This is a genomic window from Rhizomicrobium sp., assembly GCA_037200385.1.
Taxonomy (GTDB): Bacteria; Pseudomonadota; Alphaproteobacteria; order Micropepsales; family Micropepsaceae; genus Rhizomicrobium.
This window is the reverse complement of sequence record JBBCGL010000001.1, coordinates 4,325,163-4,346,036: the sequence shown is the minus strand read 5'-3', so window position 1 is coordinate 4,346,036 and position 20,874 is coordinate 4,325,163. Positions and strand designations below refer to the sequence as shown.

The 20,874-nt window shown below is 67.0% G+C and carries 22 protein-coding genes; 9 read left to right on the top strand and 13 right to left on the bottom strand.

What is annotated here, in order from left to right:
* Positions 1–97 precede the first annotated feature (97 nt).
* The gene (locus WDM91_20865) at positions 98–934 is read left to right on the top strand and encodes an FkbM family methyltransferase (protein ID MEI9997060.1); all 837 of its coding nucleotides are present in this window, start codon (positions 98–100) and stop codon (positions 932–934) included.
* Between the two features lie 52 nt (positions 935–986).
* Here WDM91_20865 and WDM91_20860 read toward each other — a convergent pair whose 3' ends face one another.
* The gene (locus WDM91_20860; GenBank protein ID MEI9997059.1) at positions 987–2,114 is read right to left on the bottom strand and encodes an acyltransferase; all 1,128 of its coding nucleotides are present in this window, start codon (positions 2,112–2,114) and stop codon (positions 987–989) included.
* 226 nt (positions 2,115–2,340) lie between these two features.
* On the opposite strand from WDM91_20860, the gene WDM91_20855 reads away from it, so the two are divergent.
* From WDM91_20855 to WDM91_20845, 3 genes are all read left to right on the top strand, one after another.
* Positions 2,341–5,271, top strand: a complete 2,931-nt coding sequence (locus tag WDM91_20855) for a 2-oxoglutarate dehydrogenase E1 component (protein ID MEI9997058.1) — start codon at positions 2,341–2,343, stop codon at positions 5,269–5,271.
* Between the two features lie 185 nt (positions 5,272–5,456).
* The gene (gene odhB / locus WDM91_20850; protein ID MEI9997057.1) at positions 5,457–6,731 is read left to right on the top strand and encodes a 2-oxoglutarate dehydrogenase complex dihydrolipoyllysine-residue succinyltransferase; all 1,275 of its coding nucleotides are present in this window, start codon (positions 5,457–5,459) and stop codon (positions 6,729–6,731) included.
* Positions 6,732–6,762: 31 nt separating this feature from the next.
* Positions 6,763–7,359, top strand: coding sequence for a 2OG-Fe(II) oxygenase (locus tag WDM91_20845; GenBank protein ID MEI9997056.1), 597 nt, complete (start codon positions 6,763–6,765; stop codon positions 7,357–7,359).
* A gap of 79 nt (positions 7,360–7,438) precedes the next feature.
* On the opposite strand, the gene WDM91_20840 is transcribed toward WDM91_20845, so the two are convergent.
* The 11 genes from WDM91_20840 to rplU all read right to left on the bottom strand — a co-directional run bounded on the left by WDM91_20840 (position 7,439) and on the right by rplU (position 15,059).
* Entirely contained in the window at positions 7,439–7,867 is a 429-nt protein-coding gene (locus tag WDM91_20840) for a flagellar assembly protein FliX (GenBank protein MEI9997055.1), read from the bottom strand.
* Positions 7,868–7,976: 109 nt separating this feature from the next.
* Positions 7,977–8,459, bottom strand: a complete 483-nt coding sequence (rlmH, locus tag WDM91_20835) for a 23S rRNA (pseudouridine(1915)-N(3))-methyltransferase RlmH (GenBank protein ID MEI9997054.1) — start codon at positions 8,457–8,459, stop codon at positions 7,977–7,979.
* A gap of 4 nt (positions 8,460–8,463) precedes the next feature.
* Positions 8,464–8,949: a ribosome silencing factor gene (rsfS, locus tag WDM91_20830; protein MEI9997053.1), complete on the bottom strand. Its 486-nt coding sequence runs from the start codon at positions 8,947–8,949 to the stop codon at positions 8,464–8,466.
* A 19-nt stretch (positions 8,950–8,968) separates the two neighbouring features.
* Entirely contained in the window at positions 8,969–9,637 is a 669-nt protein-coding gene (gene nadD / locus WDM91_20825; protein MEI9997052.1) for a nicotinate (nicotinamide) nucleotide adenylyltransferase, read from the bottom strand.
* Positions 9,634–10,899: a glutamate-5-semialdehyde dehydrogenase gene (locus WDM91_20820; GenBank protein MEI9997051.1), complete on the bottom strand. Its 1,266-nt coding sequence runs from the start codon at positions 10,897–10,899 to the stop codon at positions 9,634–9,636. Before WDM91_20820 ends, nadD begins: the two co-directional genes overlap by 4 nt.
* Complete coding sequence (gene proB / locus WDM91_20815) at positions 10,896–12,023, bottom strand: glutamate 5-kinase (protein ID MEI9997050.1); 1,128 nt, start codon at positions 12,021–12,023, stop codon at positions 10,896–10,898. Before proB ends, WDM91_20820 begins: the two co-directional genes overlap by 4 nt.
* 153 nt (positions 12,024–12,176) lie before the next feature.
* Positions 12,177–13,217: a GTPase ObgE gene (obgE, locus tag WDM91_20810; GenBank protein ID MEI9997049.1), complete on the bottom strand. Its 1,041-nt coding sequence runs from the start codon at positions 13,215–13,217 to the stop codon at positions 12,177–12,179.
* Positions 13,218–13,251: 34 nt separating this feature from the next.
* Positions 13,252–13,800, bottom strand: coding sequence for a GNAT family N-acetyltransferase (locus tag WDM91_20805; GenBank protein MEI9997048.1), 549 nt, complete (start codon positions 13,798–13,800; stop codon positions 13,252–13,254).
* Entirely contained in the window at positions 13,797–14,339 is a 543-nt protein-coding gene (locus WDM91_20800) for a GNAT family N-acetyltransferase (protein ID MEI9997047.1), read from the bottom strand. Before WDM91_20800 ends, WDM91_20805 begins: the two co-directional genes overlap by 4 nt.
* A 101-nt stretch (positions 14,340–14,440) precedes the next feature.
* Complete coding sequence (gene rpmA, locus WDM91_20795) at positions 14,441–14,728, bottom strand: 50S ribosomal protein L27 (protein ID MEI9997046.1); 288 nt, start codon at positions 14,726–14,728, stop codon at positions 14,441–14,443.
* Positions 14,729–14,747: 19 nt separating this feature from the next.
* Complete coding sequence (rplU, locus tag WDM91_20790) at positions 14,748–15,059, bottom strand: 50S ribosomal protein L21 (protein MEI9997045.1); 312 nt, start codon at positions 15,057–15,059, stop codon at positions 14,748–14,750.
* A gap of 204 nt (positions 15,060–15,263) precedes the next feature.
* Between rplU and WDM91_20785 the strand changes: the two genes are divergently transcribed.
* The 3 genes from WDM91_20785 to WDM91_20775 all read left to right on the top strand — a co-directional run bounded on the left by WDM91_20785 (position 15,264) and on the right by WDM91_20775 (position 18,850).
* Positions 15,264–17,195, top strand: coding sequence for an ABC transporter ATP-binding protein (locus WDM91_20785; GenBank protein ID MEI9997044.1), 1,932 nt, complete (start codon positions 15,264–15,266; stop codon positions 17,193–17,195).
* Positions 17,196–17,272: 77 nt separating this feature from the next.
* Positions 17,273–18,271: a lipid A deacylase LpxR family protein gene (locus WDM91_20780; GenBank protein MEI9997043.1), complete on the top strand. Its 999-nt coding sequence runs from the start codon at positions 17,273–17,275 to the stop codon at positions 18,269–18,271.
* A gap of 45 nt (positions 18,272–18,316) precedes the next feature.
* Positions 18,317–18,850, top strand: a complete 534-nt coding sequence (locus tag WDM91_20775) for a GNAT family N-acetyltransferase (GenBank protein ID MEI9997042.1) — start codon at positions 18,317–18,319, stop codon at positions 18,848–18,850.
* A gap of 23 nt (positions 18,851–18,873) precedes the next feature.
* On the opposite strand, the gene WDM91_20770 is transcribed toward WDM91_20775, so the two are convergent.
* Complete coding sequence (locus WDM91_20770) at positions 18,874–19,419, bottom strand: hypothetical protein (protein MEI9997041.1); 546 nt, start codon at positions 19,417–19,419, stop codon at positions 18,874–18,876.
* Positions 19,420–19,451: 32 nt separating this feature from the next.
* Between WDM91_20770 and WDM91_20765 the strand changes: the two genes are divergently transcribed.
* On the top strand, positions 19,452–20,096 hold the full coding sequence (locus WDM91_20765; GenBank protein ID MEI9997040.1) for a hypothetical protein: 645 nt from the start codon (positions 19,452–19,454) through the stop codon (positions 20,094–20,096).
* Positions 20,090–20,710 (top strand): alpha-ketoglutarate-dependent dioxygenase AlkB, encoded by a 621-nt coding sequence (locus tag WDM91_20760; protein MEI9997039.1) that lies wholly within the window; start codon positions 20,090–20,092, stop codon positions 20,708–20,710. Before WDM91_20765 ends, WDM91_20760 begins: the two co-directional genes overlap by 7 nt.
* Positions 20,711–20,874: the final 164 nt, after the last annotated feature.

The window sequence follows — 20,874 nt, the reverse complement described above, 5'->3', positions numbered from 1 at the left end:
TGGAAGCCTCGTGCTCCTGGGAGGCCTCGTGCGGCTACCGCGCGTTTTCGCGAAGTTTCGCTCCATCCTCAGCGCCGTCTCAGCCGCCGATCCGCGCGTGAGCGGAGGCACGTCGGCCGTCCTGGGCCGGATGATCCGATGGCAGGCGACGGCGCGCCTGTGGCGGCAGCCGCTGGTGATGGATTTCGTCTCGGGCACCAAGCTTGTCGGCAAGACGGGCATGACCTCGGTGAGCGCCGAATATTACAGCGGCCTGTTCGAATTCCGTGTCGCGGGCTTCATGCTGCATGCGCTTGCACCGGGCGAGCGGCTCGTCGATGTGGGGGCGAATGTCGGCGTCTTCGCGGTGATGGGCGCCGGCGTCGCGGACGCCGACGTCATCGCCTGCGAGCCCAGCCCGGCGGCGCTGGCGGCGCTCGCGGCGAATATCGGAATCAACAACCTCGGCAACCGGGTGGAAGTCCACAAGGCGGCGATCGGCGACGCGCCGGGCATCCTCTACGCAAGACTCGACGGCGCGGCGGTCAACGAAATGCGCACCGACGCCGCCTCCGGTTACGGGGAAGTCCCGGTCATGCGCCTGGACGACATCGTGGCGGATCGGCCGGTGAGCTTCCTCAAGATCGACGTGGTGGGTTTCGAGCATCACGTCTTGCGCGGCGCGCCGCGGCTGCTGGCCAATCCGGCGCTCAAGGCGGTGGCGCTCGGTTGCCTCCGGCGGACCGTGGGATTCGGCAGTTCGCCCGAAGCCACGCTCCAGGAGATGACGTCGCATGGCTTCACACCCGTCCAGTACGACCCCGTGACGCGGAAGCTGGAGCGCCTTTCGCCGATCCCCTATGATGTGAAGGTGCTGTTCGTCCGGAACTTCGACGCCATGGCGGAAACCGTGCGCCAAGCACCCAGGTTTTCCGTCAACGGACGCTGGTACTAGGACCGGCAAATCGCGGCCCGGACCGTCGCGGCCGTCCGGTAACCGCGCCCGCTCAACCGCGCGCCGCAACGGAATCTTTCCGCTGCCCCAGACTCCGCAGCAGGATCTGCATCGGACGCTCGAAATACCGGTAGGACAGCGTCCCAAGCCCGATCAGCACGACATAGAAGGTCAGCATCACCCAGCCCTGCATGAAGAAGCGCGGCGCCAGCCCCAGCGCGGGCGCCAGCAAGGCGAGACCCAGTTGCAGCGGAAAATGGATCATATAGGTCGAGTAGCTGATGTCGCCCAGGAAGCCCAGGGCCGCATAGGAGCGTCCGCGCGCCTGCTCGTGCAGCGCAAGCGCCAGGACGGTCAGCGGACAGAGCCCGAAATCGAAGGCCAGGAGGAACAGGTTGTTGGCCTCGCCATTCGCGAGCCAGGAACTGCCGCGGTAGAGCATCGCGGCGAGGGCGAGCCAGCCCAAGACGGCGGCGGCGCCGAGCAAACGCCCGGCGGCGCGGGCATCGGCGCGGACCCTGAGCAGATCCCACACCGTGAAGACAAATCCGCCCATGAAGAAGCCGATGATGCCGCGCGCGATGTGCTCGTCATAGGGCAGCAGCAATCCGCCGAGACAGGCCAGGACGAAACAATGCAAGCCGCGCTTCAGGCCGGCGCGGCAGGCAATGAAGAAGAGCACATAGAGCAGCACCTCGACCGACACCGACCAGCTCGGCCCGTCGAAGCTCTGGGGCGACCCCGGCCACCAGTTTTGCACCATGACGAGGCTGGCCGCGAAATGCGGTGCGTCGTTCGCCTCGTAGATGAAGAACACGCCATGGGCGCGGAAGAACAGGAACTGCAATGTCGCCGCCACGACCAGCAGGACGACGTGCAGGGGATAGAGCCGCGAAAGGCGCAGGCCCGCGAAGCGCGAGGCCGCGACGGCGCGGCTGCGGATCGCCGCACCATAGAGCCAGAAGAACACGAAGCCCGAGAGCACGAAGAACAGGTCGACCGCCGCCCAGCCCTGGACATAGAACGGCTTGAGCAACCCATAGGCGGGCTGCATGTCGCGCGTCCAGCCGTCCATCCAGTCGCCGTCGAGCGCGAAGAAGTGTTGCCAGTGCCACAGGACGACGACCAGCGCGGCGAGGCCGCGCAGCGCATCGAGCGAGGTCAGGCGTTTGGGTTCCATGAAGCGGAGCTATACACGGCGGAAGCGGTCGCCCTTAAATGAATTCAGCGCAAAAACCGTACGCAAAGAAGGGTTCTTCGGTTGTCGCAATACGGTCCCATTGCACCCATATTTAACCGTGTGGAGCGTTGAATTGATGGCCCAACGGCGCTACCACGCGCAGCCTCCGGCCTCCAAGCCAAACGGATCGGCCAGGACCCAAGAAGTCCGGCCCTAACATTCTGAAATGACTGATCAATCCTCCTCTCCCCGCCTCGCCCGCAGCTCCAACGACCTGCTGGAGGCGACATCTTTCCTGACCGGCACCAACGCCGCCTTCGTCGAGTCGCTCTACGCCCAGTACCTGGAAAATCCCGACGCGGTCGATGAAAGCTGGCGTGCCTATTTTTCGAGCCTGGGCCAGAACGGCCTCGCGCCGGCCCAGCTCGGCCGCGGCCCCGAATGGCGGCGCGACAAGAAGCCGGACTATGCCAATGGCGAGCTGGTGGGGGCCCTGACCGGGCAGTGGCCGTCGCGCAAGGGCGCGAGCAGCGAAGCCGACCTGCACAAGGCGGCGCAGGATTCGATCCGCGCCATCCAACTGGTGCGCGCCTATCGCGTCATCGGCCATCTCGAGGCCGACCTCGATCCGCTGAAGATCACGCCCCGCCAGCCGCATCCGCAGCTCGAGCCGACCTTCTACGGATTCCATGCCGAGGACCTCGACCGCCCGATCTACATGGACGGCGTGATGGGACTGGAGACGGCGACGCCGCGCCGGGTCACCGAGATCCTCAAGCGCACTTATTGCGGCCGCATCGGCTATGAGTTCATGCACATCAACGACGCCGAGCAGAAGGACTGGCTGCAGCGTCGTATCGAGGGTCCGGACAAGGAAATCGTGTTCTCACCCGAAGGCAAGAAGGCGATCCTCAACAAGCTGGTCGAGGCGGAAGGCTTCGAGAAGTTCGCCAGCCTGCGCTTCCTCGGCACCAAGCGCTTCGGCCTGGACGGCGGCGAGGCGATGATCCCGGCGCTGGAGCAGATCATCAAGCGCGGCGGCCAGCTCGGCGTGAAGGAGATCGTGATCGGCATGGCGCATCGCGGGCGCCTCAACGTGCTCGCCAATGTCATGAGCAAGCCCTATCGCCAGCTGTTCCACGAATTCTCCGGCGGCAGCGCGAACCCCTCCGAAGTGCAGGGCTCGGGCGACGTGAAGTACCATCTGGGCGCCTCGTCGGACCGCGAGTTCGACAACCACCAGGTCCATCTCTCGCTGACGGCGAACCCGTCGCATCTCGAAGCGTCCGATCCGGTCGTGCTGGGCAAGGCGCGCGCCAAGCAGGCGCAGCTCGACGACACCGCCGACCGCTCCAGCGTGATGCCGCTGCTGCTGCACGGCGACGCGGCCTTCGCGGGCCAGGGCGTGGTCGCAGAGTGCTTCTCGATGAGCGGCACCAAAGGCTTCCGCACCGGCGGCACGATCCATTTCATCATCAACAACCAGATCGGCTTCACGACGTCGCCGGCCTATTCGCGCTCCTCGCCGTACTGCACGGATATCGCGTTGATGGTGCAGGCGCCGATCTTCCATGTGAACGGCGACGATCCCGAGGCGGTGGTGCATTGCGCCCGCATCGCGACGGAATTCCGCCAGCTGTTCCACAAGGACGTCGTGATCGACATGGTGTGCTACCGCCGGTTCGGTCACAACGAGACGTTGGAGCCGACCTTCAGCCAGCCCTTGATGTACAAGGCGATCAAGGATCATCCGACGACGCTGGTGCTCTATACGCAGAAGCTGGTCGACGAAGGCACGCTGAGCCAGTCCGAAGCCGACGCGATGCTGAAGAGCTTCATGGCGCGGCTCGACGACGAACTGACGGCGTCCAAGACGCACAAGCCCGAGCATGCCGACTGGCTCGACGGGCGCTGGTCCGGCATGTCCATGGCGCCCAAGGGCGACCGCCGCGGCGATACCGCCGTGCCGCTGGAGACCGTGCGCGAGGTCGGTGCCGCGCTGACCCGCGTGCCGCCGGGCTTCAACGTCCACAAGACGGTGGCGCGCGCGCTGGACGCCAAGGACGCGATGTTCGCGTCGGGCGAAGGCTTCGACTGGGCGACCGCGGAGGCGCTGGCCTTCGGCACGCTGATGCTCGAAGGCATGCCGATCCGCTTCTCCGGCCAGGATTCGACCGAAGGCACGTTCAGCCAGCGCCACGCCGCGCTGATCGACCAGGAGACCGAAGCGCGCTGGTATCCGCTGGCGAACATCCGCGACGGCCAGGCGCCGTTCGAGATGATCGACTCGCTGCTGTCGGAAGAGGCGGTGCTGGGCTTCGAATACGGCTATTCCTCGGCCGAGCCCAAGGCGCTGACGCTGTGGGAAGCGCAGTTCGGCGACTTCGCCAACGGCGCGCAGGTGATCATCGATCAGTTCATCGCGTCGGGCGAGACCAAGTGGCTGCGCATGTGCGGCCTGGTGATGCTGCTGCCGCATGGCTATGAGGGCCAGGGGCCGGAGCATTCCTCGGCACGGCTGGAGCGCTATCTGCAGCTCTGCGCCCAGGACAACATCCAGGTCGTCTATCCCACCACGCCGGCGAACTATTTCCATGCGCTGCGGCGCCAGCTGCACCGGCCGTTCCGCAAGCCGCTGATCGTGATGACGCCCAAATCCCTGCTGCGCCACAAGAAGTGCACCTCGTTCCTGGCCGATTTCGGGCCGGGCTCGTCCTTCCACCGCGTGTTGCGCGACCAGGCCGAATGCGTGCCGGGCGCGTGGACGACCAGGCTGGCCGAGGATAAGGACATCAAGCGGGTCGTGCTGTGCTCCGGCAAGGTGTATTTCGACCTGATGGAAGCGCGCGACAAGCTGAACGAGAACCGGGTGCAGATCATCCGGCTCGAACAGCTCTATCCCTTCCCGGAGAACGTCCTGGCGCTGGAGCTCAACCGCTTCCCGAAGGCCGAGATCGTGTGGTGCCAGGAAGAGCCGAAGAACCAGGGCGCCTGGGGCTTCGCCGCCCCGCGCATCGAGCAGACGGTGGCGCAGCTGGGCGGCACCGCCCGCCCGCGCTATGTCGGCCGCCCGGAATACGCCTCGACGGCGGCGGGCCTGATGAGCCAGCACAATGCGGAATTGAAGGCGTTCTTGGCCGAAGCTTTGACGTTATGAATGAGCCGTCATCACCCGGTCCGGAGCGAAGCGAAGGATCCGGGTGACCCAATTTTCTTTCCCCGAGAAGGAAAATGGGTCGCCCGCATGAAGCGGGCGATGACGAAGTGGGTTAGTGTGCAACGGTTCATGCCGAACCCCGCGTTCTCCGCGGCTTCGCGTGACCCCCTTGGTGAGAAATCACGATGACCATCGAAATCAAAGTGCCCGCGATGGGCGAGTCCGTCACCGAAGCCACCGTGGCGCGCTGGTTCAAGAAGGAAGGCGAGGCGGTTGCACGCGACGAGCCGTTGCTCGAACTCGAGACCGACAAGGTGACGGTGGAAGTGCCCTCGCCGGCGGACGGCTCGCTGCAGTCGATCACGGTGAAGGAAGGCGACACGGTCGAGGTCGGCGCCCTGCTCGGCTCCATCGCCGAAGGCGCCAAGGGCGCGCCGTCCGCGACGACGGCGAAGAATCCCCAGGCCGCTGCGCCCAAGGCACCGGCCGTCGAAGCACCGAAGCCTGCGCCGAAGGCCGAGGCGCCCAAACCTGCGCCGGCTCCCAAGGCGGCACCCATCGCCGCCGCGCCGGCACCGATGCCGTCGGCCCGCCGCATCGCGGAAGAGAACGGCGTCGACACCACCACGGTCCAGGGCACCGGCCGCGACGGCCGCGTCACCAAGGGCGACATGCTGGAGGCCCTGGAAGCACGCGCCGCCGAGCGCACCGCCGTCCGCGCTGCACCCGCACCGGTGCATGCCGGGCCGCGCCCGCGCGCCGAACGCGAAGAGCGCGTGACCATGTCGCGCCTGCGCAAGACCATCGCGCTGCGCCTGAAGGAATCGCAGAACACCGCCGCCCAGCTCACGACCTTCAACGAGGTCGACATGAGTCACGTCATGGCGTTGCGCACCGAATACAAGGACAGCTTCGAGAAGAAGCACGGCGTGCGGCTGGGCTTCATGGGCTTCTTCGTGAAGGCCTGCATCGCGGCGCTGAAGGACCTGCCGAACGTCAATGCCGAGATCGAAGGCGACGACGTGGTCTACAAGAACTATTACGACATCGGCGTGGCGGTCTCCACCGAGCGCGGCCTCGTCGTGCCTGTGGTGCGCGATGCCGACCTGCTCTCGCTGGCGGGGATCGAGGCGAAGATCCACGACTACGGCCTGCGCGCCCGCGACAACAAGCTGAAATTGGAGGAGCTGCAGGGCGGCACCTTCACCATCACAAACGGCGGGGTGTTCGGCTCGCTGATGTCGACGCCGATCCTCAACACGCCGCAATCGGGCATCCTGGGGATGCACAAGATCCAGCCGCGCGCGATGGTCGAGGACGACAAGATCGTCATCAAGCCGATGATGTATCTGGCGCTCTCCTACGACCACCGCCTGGTCGACGGCCGCGAGGCGGTGACCTTCCTGGTGCGGGTGAAGGAGAACCTGGAAGACCCGCAGCGCCTGCTGCTGGATATCTGACGGCGGCCTTCGCCGATCCCGGAGCTGCGCCTTGGCCAAGCTGCTGTCCGACTATGTGAAGGTCTATGACGGCACGCTGTCGCCCGCACGCTGCGATGCATTGATCGGGCGCTTCGAGACGGATGCCGCGCGGCACGAGCGCATGCAGGCCGAGCGTTCCTACAATTTCGCCGAACTGAACGTCAGCCGCCACTGGCCCGAGGTCGAGGCCGAGGTGCTGGGCGTGATGATGCAGGCGATCGAGCGCTACAACCAGGAGATCGGCATCGGAGCGGCGTGGCCGGACAAGGTGTGGGCCGAGAAGGTGCGCATGAAGCGCTACATGCCGGGCGGCGCCGAGGGCTTCGCGCCGCATGTCGACGTGATGAACGACGAGCAGAGCCGCCGCTTCCTGACCGCGATCCTCTATCTCAACGCGCCCGGCGGCGGCGAGACGGTGTTCCCCAGGCTCGACGTCAGCGTCGCGCCGGCGCCGGGCCGCATGCTGGTCTTCCCGCCGCTCTGGCTCTACCTGCACGCCGGCCTGCCGCCGCGCGACACGCCGAAATACATCTTGCACCGCTATCTCTGGTACCCGCCGGCGTCGGAGAGCGCACATCCGGCAAACCGGCCTCAGCCGGTGGGTTAGGGTCGCGAACAGACGGCTTTGGAAAAAGAAGAAAACGCCACGGCCCGCTGTTGCTGGTCATGGCGATAGCGCGCGAATCTTACGCCACCCTCTGGTCCATCATCTCGAGCTTGGCGATCTCGACATGGGCCCTGAGCTCGATCTCGTCGAGCACGCCTTGCAGCTTGGGGTCGTTGAACTGGTCGTGGCGGCGGGTCACCGCGTTCGCCAGGCGGTTGAGCGTGGTGCGCGGCACGCCGCCGGCCAGGAGCCCGTCGCGAATCTCGTCCAGCATGTCGAGCAGCTTCTCGCCATGCGCCGCGGCCTTGGACTTGCCGTCGGTGGAATCGTCGAGGCCCTGCAGCATCAGGATGGAGTCGAGCGCGCCGATCGGGCCGGGGCCGGCGACCACGCTGCCGCGCGCTTCGCCGGCATCGGCGACATGGAACGCGCCGCCCGCGCCGCTCGCGGGCCGGCCCGCACGGCGCACAGCCGCAGTCTCGATCCTTTTCGGTCCGTTGATCTCCATGGGGCCCCGTCCCATTGCGACACAGGAGCATCGCGGATTGTGGTTAAGGAAGGGTTAGGACGGTTCTTCGAGGCTTCGCCTTCGGCGAAGCCGGGCCTCGAAGCACGCGCTACGCCCGATGATACGGATGTCCCGCCAGGATCGTCAGGGCGCGGTAGATCTGCTCGCTCAGCATCGCGCGCACCATCAGGTGCGGCCAGGTCTGCGGCCCGAAGGCCAGGCTGCGGCCGGCCTTCTTGCCGGGGAGCGGCGCAAGGCCGTCCGGACCACCGATCACGAAGGCGAGGTCGCGGGTGCCCGCGTCGCGCAGCGCCCCCAGCATCTCGGCGAAATCCTCGCTGGTCATGCCCTTGCCCTTGGCATCGAGCAGGATGACATGCGCGCCCTCGGGCACGCGGCGGGCGAGACGCTCAGCCTCGTCCTCCATGCGCTTCTTAAGCTCGCGGTCCCTGGAGACCGCGATCTCCTCGCAAGTCACCGCGGTGAAGCCGAGGCGGCGGCCCATCTGCAGCGCGCGACCGACGAAATCGTCGGTCAGCGCGCCCTCCTGGGTGCCGCGCCCGAAACCGACGCAGAGGATGTGGAGACGCATCGGCTCAAGCCCGCGAGCGCTGCGGTTCCTCGACCGACCACATGCTTTCGAGGTTGTAGTATTCGCGCACTTCGGGGCGGAAGACGTGGACGATGACGTCGCCGGCGTCGACCAGGACCCAGTCGCCTTGTTGCGCACCGTTCACCGGCCGCGTGCCGTAGCCGGCATCTTTCAGGCGCCGCGCCAGATGTTCTGCGATCGAGGCGACATGACGCGACGAGCGGCCGGTCGCGATCACGATCGCGTCCGCGAAGGAGGAGCGGCCGGCCATGTCGATGGTCACGATGTCCTCGGCCTTGTCGTCCTCGAGCGACGCCTTGATGCGCTCGAGCAGCGCTTCGTCGACATGATAAAGCGGCTGGTTGGCCGCCTTCTTCAGCGAGGCTTTCTTCGAAACCGGCTTCTTGGCGGTGGCTTTCTTCTTGGCAGGCGCCTTGGCGGCCTTCTTGGGCGGCGCCTTTGTCTTGGTCTTGGCGGTCAGTGTTCGCACTCCATTGCGCCCCTGTCTATCATGTGGGCAGGGCGCCGACAAAGCCTTCCGCGAAGCGCTGCGATGCGCGGATCGCGGTGGCGCTTTGCGGGTTGCGCCGGCCGTCCAGGATGGTGATGGCGGGCGTGCAGGTCGTGCAGAGCCCGCGTTCGACCCGCGACCGGCCGAACCGCTGGATCGGCTTGGCCGCGAGCATCGCCATCACGGTTCCCGGGCGCTGGACGACCGCGATGGGGACACGCTGGACGAACTCCTGCCAGCGATGCCAGCGGCGGAAGATCTGCAGATTGTCGCTGCCCATCAGCCAGACGAAATCGAGCTGCGGAAAGCGCTTCTGCAGCGCGCACAGCGTGTCGAAGGAGTAATGCGTGCGGAAATCGTGTTCGATATCCATCACCACGATGCGCGGATGGCGCGCGACGCGCCTGGCGCTGCGCACCCGTTCGGCCAATGGCGCCATGCTGCTGCGGGCTTTCAGCGGGTTCTGCGGCGTCACCAGCCACCAGACATAGTCGAGGCCGAGCCGCTTCAGCGCCACTTCGCTGACATGCAGGTGGCCCTCATGCGCCGGATTGAACGAGCCGCCGAGCAGGCCGATGCGCAGGCCCGGCGCGACCGGGCCGGGCGGGCGCACCCAGTTGGCATGCGGACGTTCGAGATGCGGCTTGCTGCCGAAGTGGAATCTCATGGCCGGATCTGTCCCGTGCCGCGCACGACGTATTTGAACGTGGTGAGCTGTTCGACGCCGACCGGGCCGCGGGCGTGCAGCTTGCCGGTGCCGATGCCGATCTCCGCGCCCATGCCGAACTCGCCGCCGTCGGCGAACTGGGTGGAGGCGTTCCACAGCACGATGGCGGAATCGAGCGCGGCCAGGAAATGCTCGGCGGCCGCGGCGTCTTCGGTGACGATGCTTTCGGTATGGCGCGAGCCGTAACGCTCGATATGGGCGATGGCGTCCTCGACGCCGTCGACCGCTTTCACGGCGATGATCGCGTCGAGATATTCGGTCGACCAGTCGGCTTCGGCGGCGGGCTTGGCGGCGGGGAAGACGGCGCGCACCGCCGCGTCGCCGCGGATCTCGCAGCCGGCTTGCGCCAGATCGCCGAGCACGGCGACGCCAAGCGTCGCGAGGATCGCGCGGTCGATCAGCAGCGTCTCCGCCGAGCCGCAGACCGAAGTGCGGCGCATCTTGGCGTTCACCGCGATGGCGCGCGCCTTGGCCGCGTCGGCCGCGGCATGGAGATAGACGTGGCAGATGCCTTCGAGATGCGCGAGCACCGGCACCCGCGCCTCCGCCATGACGCGGCCCGTGAGCCCCTTGCCGCCACGCGGGATGATGAGGTCGATGGCGCCGTCCAGCCCTTCGAGCATCAGGCCGACGGCGGCACGGTCGGTGGTGGGTACACGGGTGATCGCGGCCTCCGGCAAGCCGGCGGCGCGCAGCCCTTCGAGCATCGCGGCATGGATCGCGGCCGAGGAGCGCGCCGATTCCGAACCGCCGCGCAGGATGGAGACGTTGCCGGATTTGAGCGCCAGCGCGCCGGCATCGGCCGTCACGTTGGGACGGCTCTCATAGATCATGGCGATCACGCCGATGGGCGTGGCGATGCGCGCGATGTCGAGGCCGCTGGGCACGCGCCAGCGCGCCAGTTCGCGGCCGACCGGATCGGCCAGCGTCGCGACGGCTTCGACGCCGGCCGCCATCGCTTCGATGCGCTTGGCGTCAAGCAGCAGGCGATCGCGCAGTGCCGGCGTCAAGCCGCTCGCCGCGGCGAGGTCCTGCGCATTCGCGGCGAGGATATCGCTCCCGCGCGCGCGGATCGCGGCGGCGGCGGCGCGCAGTGCCTTGTTCTTTGTTTCCGTGGACGCTTCGCGCAGCGCGCGTGCGGCGGCGCGGGCGGCGGCGCCCAAGGCCTGCATCTCCGTCGCGAGCGAGACCGGCGCGTTCATTCCGCCGTCACCGTCAGCGCGAGGTCGTCGCGGTGGATCATCTCGTCGCGGCCGCGATAGCCCAGGATGGCTTCGATCTCGGCGGTGCGTTTGCCCGCGATGCGCTCGGCGTCGGCTGCGCCGTAAGCGCAGAGCCCGCGCGCGATCTCGCGGCCTTGCGCGTCCTTCACCACCACCGCGTCTCCGCGTTCGAAGCGGCCGTCGATCTGGCGGATGCCGGCGGGCAGCAGGCTCTTGCCGTCGCACAGAGCGCGCGCCGCGCCGGCATCGATGATCAGGGCGCCTTCGGGTTTGAGCACACCCGCGATCCAGCGCTTGCGCGCCTGGGCCGGCGTGCCCGAGGCGGCGAAGCGCGTATGGCGCGCACCCTGGCGGATCGCCGCGACCGGGTTGTTCGTCTTGCCGATCGCGATGATCACGTCGCAGCCCGCGCCGGTGGCGATCTTCGCGGCGGCGATCTTGGATGCCATGCCGCCGCGACCGAGGCCGGACACGGATTCGCCGGCCATGGATTCGATCAGCGGCGTGATCGCGGGCACCTCGGGAATGTGCTGCGCATTGTGCACCCGGCTCGGGTCGGCGCTGTAGAGGCCGTCGACATCGGAGAGCAGCACCAGGCGGTCGGCGCCCATCATGCTCGCGACGCGCGCCGCGAGCCGGTCGTTGTCGCCGTAGCGGATCTCCGCCGTCGCGACGGTGTCGTTCTCGTTGATCACCGCGACCGCGCCGAGATCGAGCAGCGTGTTGAGCGTGGCGCGGGCGTTGAGATAGCGGTTGCGCTGCTCGGTATCGCCGAGCGTCAGCAGGATCTGCGCTGCGGCGATGCCTTCGCCGGCGAGGATGTCGGCATAGGCCTCGGCGAGCCGCACCTGGCCGGCGGCGGCGGCGGCCTGACTCTCTTCGAGCCTGAGGGCGCCGGATTTGAGCTTCAGGGCCCGGCGCCCGAGCGCGATGGCGCCGGACGAGACGAGCAGCACGCCCTTGCCTTCGCGCTTGAGCGCCGCGACGTCGGCACAGAGCGAGCGCAGCCAGTCCCGCCGGAGCGTGCCGCTCTGGGCATCGACCAGCAGCGCCGAGCCGACCTTCACGACGACGAGCTTGGCGGACGCGAAGGGATCAGACATCGCCGGCATCCGGGCGTGCTTCGAGGCTCCGCTTCGCGGCGCACCTCAGCATGACGAGAGGGGAGGCATGCAATACACAAGCGTCGTCCTGAGGCGTTCGACGCCGCGGCGCGGCGGCGAGCCTCGAGGGATGGGCCGCAAGGAACATCGGCGTCACGGCGCCCACGCCTTCTTCTCCGCCCGCTTGGACGCGACCGGCTTGCCGCGGCGCTTGACGATTTCCTTCGCGATGGCGCGCAGCACGTCTTCCACCCCGTCGCCCGAGACGCCCGAGATCGTGAACACCTTATGGCCGCAAGCCTTCTCCAGCGCAGCCTGCTTCTTCGCGAGCGCCGTCTTCGGGATCGCGTCGCTCTTGTTGAGCGCGACGATCTCCGGCTTGGCCTCCAGCCCGTTGCCATAGGCTTCGAGCTCGGCGCGGATGGTCTTGTAGGTCTTGGCGATCGCGGTCTCGGTGCCGTCGACCAGGTGCAGGATGACGTTGCAGCGCTCGGCATGGCCGAGGAAGCGGTCGCCCAGACCGACGCCCTCATGCGCGCCCTCGATCAGGCCGGGCAGGTCGGCGAGGACGAAATCGGTCTCGTCGATCTTCACGACGCCGAGCTGCGGCTCGAGCGTGGTGAAGGGATAGTCGGCGATCTTCGGCCGCGCCGCGGAGACACGGGAGAGGAAGGTGGACTTGCCGGCATTGGGCATCCCGATCAGCCCGGCATCGGCGATCAGCTTGAGCTTGAGGATGACGGTCTTCTCTTCGCCCGGCTGGCCCGGATTGGCATGGCGCGGCGCCTGGTTGGTCGAGCTCTTGAAATGCGCGTTGCCGAAGCCGCCATTGCCGCCGCGCAGCAGCCGGAAACGCTGCCCGGTGGTCGCGAGATCGGCGATCAGGGTCTCGCCGTCCTCTTCATAGACCTGCGTGCCGGGCGGGACTTTCATGACGGCATCGTCGCCATGGCCGCCGGTCATCTCCTTGCCCATGCCGGGCTCGCCGTTCTTGGCGCGGACATGCTGCTGGAAGCGGAAATCGATCAGCGTGTTGCGGTGGTCGACCGCCTCGACGATCACGTCGCCGCCGCGGCCGCCATTGCCGCCCCAGGGACCGCCATATTCGATGAACTTCTCGCGCCGGAACGCGACGCAGCCATTGCCGCCGTTTCCCGACTGGACATAGACCTTGGCCACATCAAGAAATTTCATGATGCGAACCCGTTCCGGCGCGTGAAGTCCCGTTTCATGCCGCCTTCTTTCGCGCAAATTGCTCTGCCGTCAACAGGACGCGGTTGGAGAGCACCTCGCAGCCCCGGGCGACGCAGTTTCGCTGCATCGTCCCGACCGTCTCGAAGCCGAGCTTTTCGAGCACCCGGCCCGAGGCCGGGTTGTCGAAGAACCACCCCGCCATCAGCATTTCCGCGCCCAGATCGTCGAACGCGAAACGCAGGATCGGGCGGCCGGCTTCGGTGGCATAGCCCTGGCCCCAATAGGGCCTGCCATACCAGTAGCCGAAGTCCCAGATTCCGCCGGCGATGCGCTCGACCGCGCACAGGCCGATCAGGGCACCGTCCATCGCCCGCGTGACGGCGAAGCGATGGCAGTCGCCCTTTTCGCGCTCGGCCGCGTCCCTTTGCAGCGCGTCGTGGAAATCCCGCTCCATGAAGGGGTGCGGAACCTGCGCCAGGTTCTTCGCCACCTCGTAGTCGCCCAGGATGGCGACGATGGCGGTCGTGTCCGCCATCATCGGGGCGCGCAGGATCAGGCGCTGGGTCGTCGGGTGAAAGCTCATGCCGCCCTCCTGCCCAGAAATGCCTCGCGGCTCAACGTCACCGTGTTGCAGCCGATGTCCATGCCGCGGGCGAGGCAGTGGCGCTTCTCGAAACTCCTGGGCACGCAGCCGAGTTTCGCCAGCACATGTCCCGAGCGCGGGTTGTCGTGAAACCAGCCGGCCCACACCGATTCCGCCTTGAGATCCTCGAACGCGAAGGCGACGAGACGCTGAGCCGCCTCGGTCGCATAACCCTGCCGCCAATAAGGCTGGCCGAGCCAGTAACCGAACTCGAACGCACCATCCTTCAGATGCAGGCCGATGCCGCCCATGAATACGCCGTCGGGTTTCCGCGTGATCGCGAAGTTGAAATCCGTGCCGGCGGCCCGCTTCTCTTCCGCATGCGCCACGAAATCCTCACCATCTTGCGCGGTGTAGGGGTGGGGAAGCTTCGAGAGATTCTTGGCGACCTCGTAGTTGTTCGCCAGCGGCACGAGTGCGGGAATGTCGCGCCGCTCGGGTCGGCGTAACAGCAGTCTGTCGGTTTCCAATAGGCACATGGCACGTCCCTCCGGGCGGAGGGACAAAAAAGGGAGATGGCGGACCATCTCCCTCCTGATAACGGGCCGCCAATTTCTTGGCGGCCTATGTCTTCAGCCGCCTATTCCGCCGCGATCTTCGCCGCCGCCGGGTTCGTCGTATTAATCACCGATACGTAGGTGCGACGCTTGTAGCCCTGGCGGAACGCGACTTGACCGTCGGTAAGTGCAAAGAGCGAATGGTCCTTGCCCATACCGACGCCTTCGCCGGCCCAGAACTTGGTGCCGCGCTGACGCACGATGATGTTGCCGCCGGCGACCTTCTCGCCGCCGAACAGCTTCACGCCGAGCATCTTGGGGTTCGAGTCGCGACCGTTGCGCGAGGAACCGCCTGCTTTCTTGTGTGCCATGCGACTAGTCCTTCGAAACTTAGGCTGCGGAAATGCCGGTGACCTTCACCTTGGTGAAGGGCTGGCGGTGACCGCGCTTGCGATGGGTGTTCTTGCGGCGCTTCTTCTTGAAGGCGATGACCTTCTCGCCCTTGCCCTGGGCCAGGATCTCGCAGGCCACCGAGGCGCCCGCGATGAGGGGCGCGCCATGCTGGAGATTGTCGCCGCCCAGCATCAGGACTTCGCCGATCATGAGGGTCGAGCCGACATCGCCGACGACCTTCTCGATGGTCAGGACATCGTCCTTGGCCACTTTATACTGCTTGCCGCCGGTGCGGATAACCGCGAACATGACCTTAAGTCCTTGAAAATGAGTGTTTTCCTGAAGAACCGGGATTCTTCGGGAGCCGCGCAATATACTGAGGGGCGTTCCCGGGTCAAGGCATGATCTCGCGGAAGGCGGATTCGGTCACAGACCGCATCCGGAGAGATGCGCATGGCGATCCGATGAACTTCTTGTAAGGATTCACCGGATGCGAAAGCCCGCGACATCCCTGTGAGCGATACCGGCGAGCTGGCCGCTGCCGGAGCGGCGCGTTCGCCCGCGCTGCGGTTGCTGGCAGATTGGATTCGGCGGAACCGGCGCGCCTTGGCCCGGGTCGTCGTGTTCGCCTTCCTCGGCGCAAGCGCCAGCCTGATTCAGCCGCTGGTCTATCGGGTCGTGGTGAACGACCTGTCGGGCCTTTATGTCTTCTCGGCGACGCGCGATGCGCTCGACGACCCCAGCGTGGCGATCGACACCAGCCATGCGCATCGCCGCGGCCATGTCGAGCCACGCACGCCCGACCAAGCGGCGCGCACGCTGTTCCTGGCGATCGGCCTGTTGCTGCTGGTCAATCTCGGCTCGCGCTATTTTGCGCTCGCCGCCGACAATCTCGCCGCGCGCACCGGCTCGGCGATCGAGCAAGGCATCATGGTGCAGGCCCTGCGCCATGTGCTGCACCTGCCCTTGCGTTTCTTCTCGAACCGGTCGAGCGGCGCCATCGCCAAGCAGGTCGACCTGACCGACCAGGTTTCGCCGGTGATTACGACGCTGGCCAAGGACATCTTTCCGGAATTCGCGCGCGTTGCCGGCGCCTTCGCCATCATGATCACGCAGCATTGGTCCCTGACCCTCGTGGCGCTCGCGACCCTGCCTGCCTATCTGTGGATCTCCAGCCGAATGGCACGCCGCTTCCAGGTCGGGCTCGACGACTACTATGAACGCTGGGAGACGGTGGGCGCCGCGATCCAGGAACCGCTGGGCGCGATCAAGACGGTCAAGCTCGCGGGCGCCGAGGCGCAGCACGTCCGGGCCTTCGACGGCGTCGCCGGCGCCGCGTTCCGCGATCATCTCGAACGCGTCCAGGTGCAAAACCGCTATCTGCTCTGGCAGGTGGCCTGCGTGCATGTCGGACAGGCGCTGGTGCTGGCTTATGGCGGCTGGAAGGTGCTCACGCACCAGCTCACGCCGGGCGACGTCGTGATGTTCGTCGCCTATCTCGATCTCATCTACAATCCCATCGATCAGCTCACCAGCGCGATCACCGCACTGCAGGACCGCTTCGCGAAGATCGGGCGCGCCGCGGTGCTGCTGGCGACCGGCGAGGAGGAAGCCGGCGGCGTGCCGTTCCCGCACGGCGACGGCAGCGTGGAATTCCGCGACGTGCGCTTCGGCTATGCGCCGGAGCGCGAGGTTCTGCGCGGCGTGTCCTTCCTGGCGCGGGGTGACCAGGTGACGGCCATCGTCGGACCGTCCGGCGCCGGCAAGACCACCACGGCCGATCTGCTGCTGCGGCTCTACGAGCCCTCATCGGGTGAGATCCTGCTGAACGGTGTGGCGCTCCACACCGTCGAACCGGCAGCGTTGCGCCGGGAGATCGGTGTCGTCACGGCGGACGGCGCGCTGTTCAGCGGCACGCTGGCCGACAACATCCGTTACACCAGGCCCGAAGCCTCCGACGCCGATGTCCAGCGCGCGGCACTGGGAGCGGGTCTCGGTCCGGCGCTGGAGCGCTTCACGCCAGGCTTGCGGACGCAAGTGGGCGAACGCGGCCTCGGCCTCTCCGTCGGCGAACGCCAGCGGGTGCAGATCGCGCGTGTGCTGGTCGGAGCGCCGAAAATCCTGCTGCTCGACGAGGCGACGGCCAATCTCGACTACGCGACGGAGCAGGAGATCGGCAAGGCGATCGCGGCGCTGCGCCGGGGCCGCACGACGCTGGTCATCGCACATCGCTACTCGATGGTACGCGATGCCGACCAGGTGATCGTGCTGGACGCCGGTCTGGTCGCGGAGAGCGGGCCGCCCCAGCAACTGGCGAGACAGGGCGGGTGGTTCGCCCGTCTGGCACAGGCGGCGAATGCGCCGCCGGCCGCGCCCGAGGACATGCGCGATCCGACCCCACAGCCCTCGCTCGGGGAAGCCACCGGAGCGCCGACCAACAGCTAGAGGCGCGGCGAAATGACCGGGCAGGCAACCGACAGCTTGTCAGCGACGTTCCCGAAGGAACGCGAAGGGGCTCTCATATGCGTAAAATCCTGTTCGGTACCACACTGGCCATGCTGGCGGCCGGCTTGCCGCAGGCCGCCGCCGCGAAAGACCCCGCCGACACGCGCTCCGGTGCCCTGTCGCTCCAGTTCGAGAACGACATCTTCTTCAACACCGACCAGCACTATTCCAACGGCATCGCGCTGTCCTACACGACCGCGCCGCAGGACACCCCCGGCTGGCTGGAGAATTTCGCGCATCACCTGCCCTTCTTCGGCGCCAAGGGCGAAGTGCGCACGAACTATCAGCTGGGACAGGACATCTTCACGCCGCGGCGCACCGGGCTGGTCGTGCCCGACCCTACCGACCGGCCTTACGCCGGCTATCTCTATGTCGGCCTCGGCATCCTCTCGAAGTCCGACACCCATCTCGACCAGGCGCAGCTCGAACTGGGCATCGTCGGGCCGTCCTCGCTGGCGGAAGACGCGCAGAACTGGGTGCACACGGTCATCGGCGACCATAAGGCGCTGGGCTGGCACTATCAGCTGCGCGGCGAGCCGATCGCCAACGTCTTCTACGAGCGCAGCTGGAAGCTCATTCCGCCGAAATCGGTGTTCGGGCTGTTCTTCGACCTGGAGCCGCATATCGGCTTCGCGGCAGGCAATGCGTATGACTATCTGAACGCCGGCGCGATGGCGCGGGTGGGCATCAACCTGCCCGACGATTTCGGTCCGCCGCGGCTGGAGCCAAGCCTGCCGGGCAGCAGCTTCTTCGAGCCGAACGGCGCGATCAGCGCCTATCTCTTCGGCGGTGTCGACGGGCGCGCGGTGGGGCGCAACATCTTCCTCGACGGCAACACCTTCGAGACCAGCCGCAGCGTCGACAAGCGCATCCTGGTCGGCGACGTGCAGGTCGGCGCGGCGGTGCAGCTCGGCGGCGCGCGGCTGTCCTTCACCCATGTCTTCCGGACCAAGGAGTTCGATACCCAGCCGTCGCCCGATCAGTTCGGCTCGGTGGATCTGACGTTCAGGATTTGAGGCTCCTTTCACCTCCCCCTTGCGGGGAGGTAAAAAGGCGCCGCCATGCCCTTCACCCACCGACTCGCCACCGCCGCCGACCTTGCCGTCCTGAAACCGCTGATGAACGCCGCCATCGGCGAACTCCTCAAGCCGTTCCTGACGCCGCAACAGGTCGCCGCATCGTTCTCGATCATGGGTCTCGACAGCCAGCTCGTCGCCGACGGTACCTATTTCGTCGTCGAGAGCGACGGCCGGATCGCGGGCTGCGGCGGCTGGAGCCGGCGCGCGACGCTGTTCGGCGGCGACCATTCGGCGGGGCGCGACGCAGCGCTCCTCGACCCGGCCAGGGACGCGGCCCGCGTGCGCGCGATGTACACCCATCCGGATTTTGCACGCCGCGGTGTCGGACGGCTGATCCTCAGTCTGTGCGAAGCGGCGGCGGCGCGCGAAGGCTTCAACCGGGTCGAGCTGGCCGCGACCATGGCGGGCCTGCCGCTCTATCGCGCCTGCGGCTATCGCGAGATCGAAGCCTTCGAGAGCGATACGCCGGAGGGCGTGAAAGTGCCGCTCATCAGGATGGGGAAGGCGCTCAGCTAATCACCCCCCTTGCGGGGAGGTGATTATTGTTCCTCTTCTTTCTTCGGCCACCACAGCTTGATCACGCCCGCGATCGCGGCAGCAAGCAGCGCCACGCCGACCGCGAAGCAGACCCATTTGATGTTGGTCGCGAGAAATGCGCTGGCGGCGCTGCCGTCGTCGGGCGTGCCGGTCAGCTGGGACAGCTCAACCGCGTTCTCATAGGCGTCGGCGATGGCCGCGACGAACGGCACATAGCCCAGATAATCCATGAACCGCCGCGCCGTGCCGCGCTTGGGCGTGAAGGCTTCGCGCGCGACCATTGCCGAGAAATAGAACGCCATCGCGTAGAGCGCCATGAAGAGATAGTCGAAGCCGAGGCTGAAGCCGGCCGTGGCGGCATGGCCGCGCGCGATCCAGGCGGCGAGGACACGCTTATAAGCAAAGGCATCGCGCGCCGCTTGCAGGTCGAGCACGCCGAAACCGGTGGCGGACTTCAGCCGGCCTTCCAGTGTCCCCAGCACCGCGAAGGCGGCAAAAGCCAGCAGCGTCGTCCAGATCCACAGGCGTATCAGTGTGCGCAGCCGCATCGACCCTCTCCCTCGCGTTTGCGGATGATAGCGTGCGCCGCTACATATCCGCCATGCGCGGCCCCGGCGACGTCCTCTACAATTTCCACTGGATCGTGCCCCGCGAAGCGGCGCGCGCGGCACAGGCCTTCGCCGGATTCCTGGGCCCCTTCCTGCGGCGCCACGGCATCCGCGCGATGATCAACCTGCGCGGTCCCAATCCCGGCTATGGCTGGTGGCGGACGGAAAAACGGGTGACGCAGGCGGGCGGCATCGCGCATTTCGACGTGGTGCTCGACTCCCGGCACCTGCCCACGCGGGCGATGCTGGTGGCCCTGCTGGATGCGTTCGACGCCGCGCCCAAGCCGTTCCTGGTCAAATGCTCGGGCGGCCAGGACCGCACCAGCCTGGCGGCGGCGCTCTACCTGATCCATCGCGGCGGCTGGGCGGCGCGCGCCGCGGCCGAGCGGCAGTTCTCGCGCTGGCCCTATCTGCATTTCCCCAAGGAGCACCAGCGCTGGCTGCGGCCGTTCATCGCCTTCGCGGCGGAGGACGCGGCCGGTCGGCCGATCGGTGAATGGGTGCGCGACAACTATGCGCCGGAGCGGCTGCGCAGCTGGCTGGTCGCGCATGATTTCGCCGGAAGCTTCAAGGGCATCTTCGAGCGGCGCTCGCCGGCCGGCAGATGGCAATGGTGAAGCCGCTGGCGCTTGCGCCGGGCGTGCTGCTGTGGCGGGGCTATTTCGATCGCATCGGCCAGGCGGCGTTATTGGACGACGTGCTGGCGCGGGTGGCCGAGGCGCCGTTCTACAAGCCCGTGATGCCGCGTTCGGGAACGCCCTTCTCCGTCGAGGAGACGAATTTCGGAACGCTGGGATGGATTTCCGACATCGCGGGCTATCGCTACGCGCCGCTGCATCCGGCGACGCGGGAACCCTGGCCGGCAATTCCGCCGCCGCTGCTCACGCTGTGGGACGACGTCGCCGCCTGCCCCGCGCGGCCGGAATGCTGCCTGGTCAACCTCTATCGCGCCGGTGCCAGGATGGGGGCGCACCAGGACCGCGACGAGACTGCGGACGCGCCGGTGGTCTCGGTGTCGCTCGGCGACGAGGCGCGGTTCCGCTTCGGCGCCGAGAGCCGCAAGGGACCGACGCAGAGCATCCTGCTGAGCTCCGGCGATGTCCTGGTGTTCGGCGGACCGGCGCGGCGGATGTTCCACGGCATCGATCGGATATTGAGCGGCAGCTCGACGCTGATCCCCGGCGGCGGGCGGATCAACCTGACCTTGCGGCGTATCGCGCAGATAAAATGACGCCCGGTTGGGGGGCCAACCGGGCGCCGGATGCGCTGTTACGCGCTGGTGTCGGGAGGGGATGACCGACACCGCGAAGGAAGTCACCCGGCTTGCGAGCGGGGGGGCAGTGCTTGCCGAGCGATGTTCTTCCTTCGAGTCCAACCTATGCATTGAAGCCACAC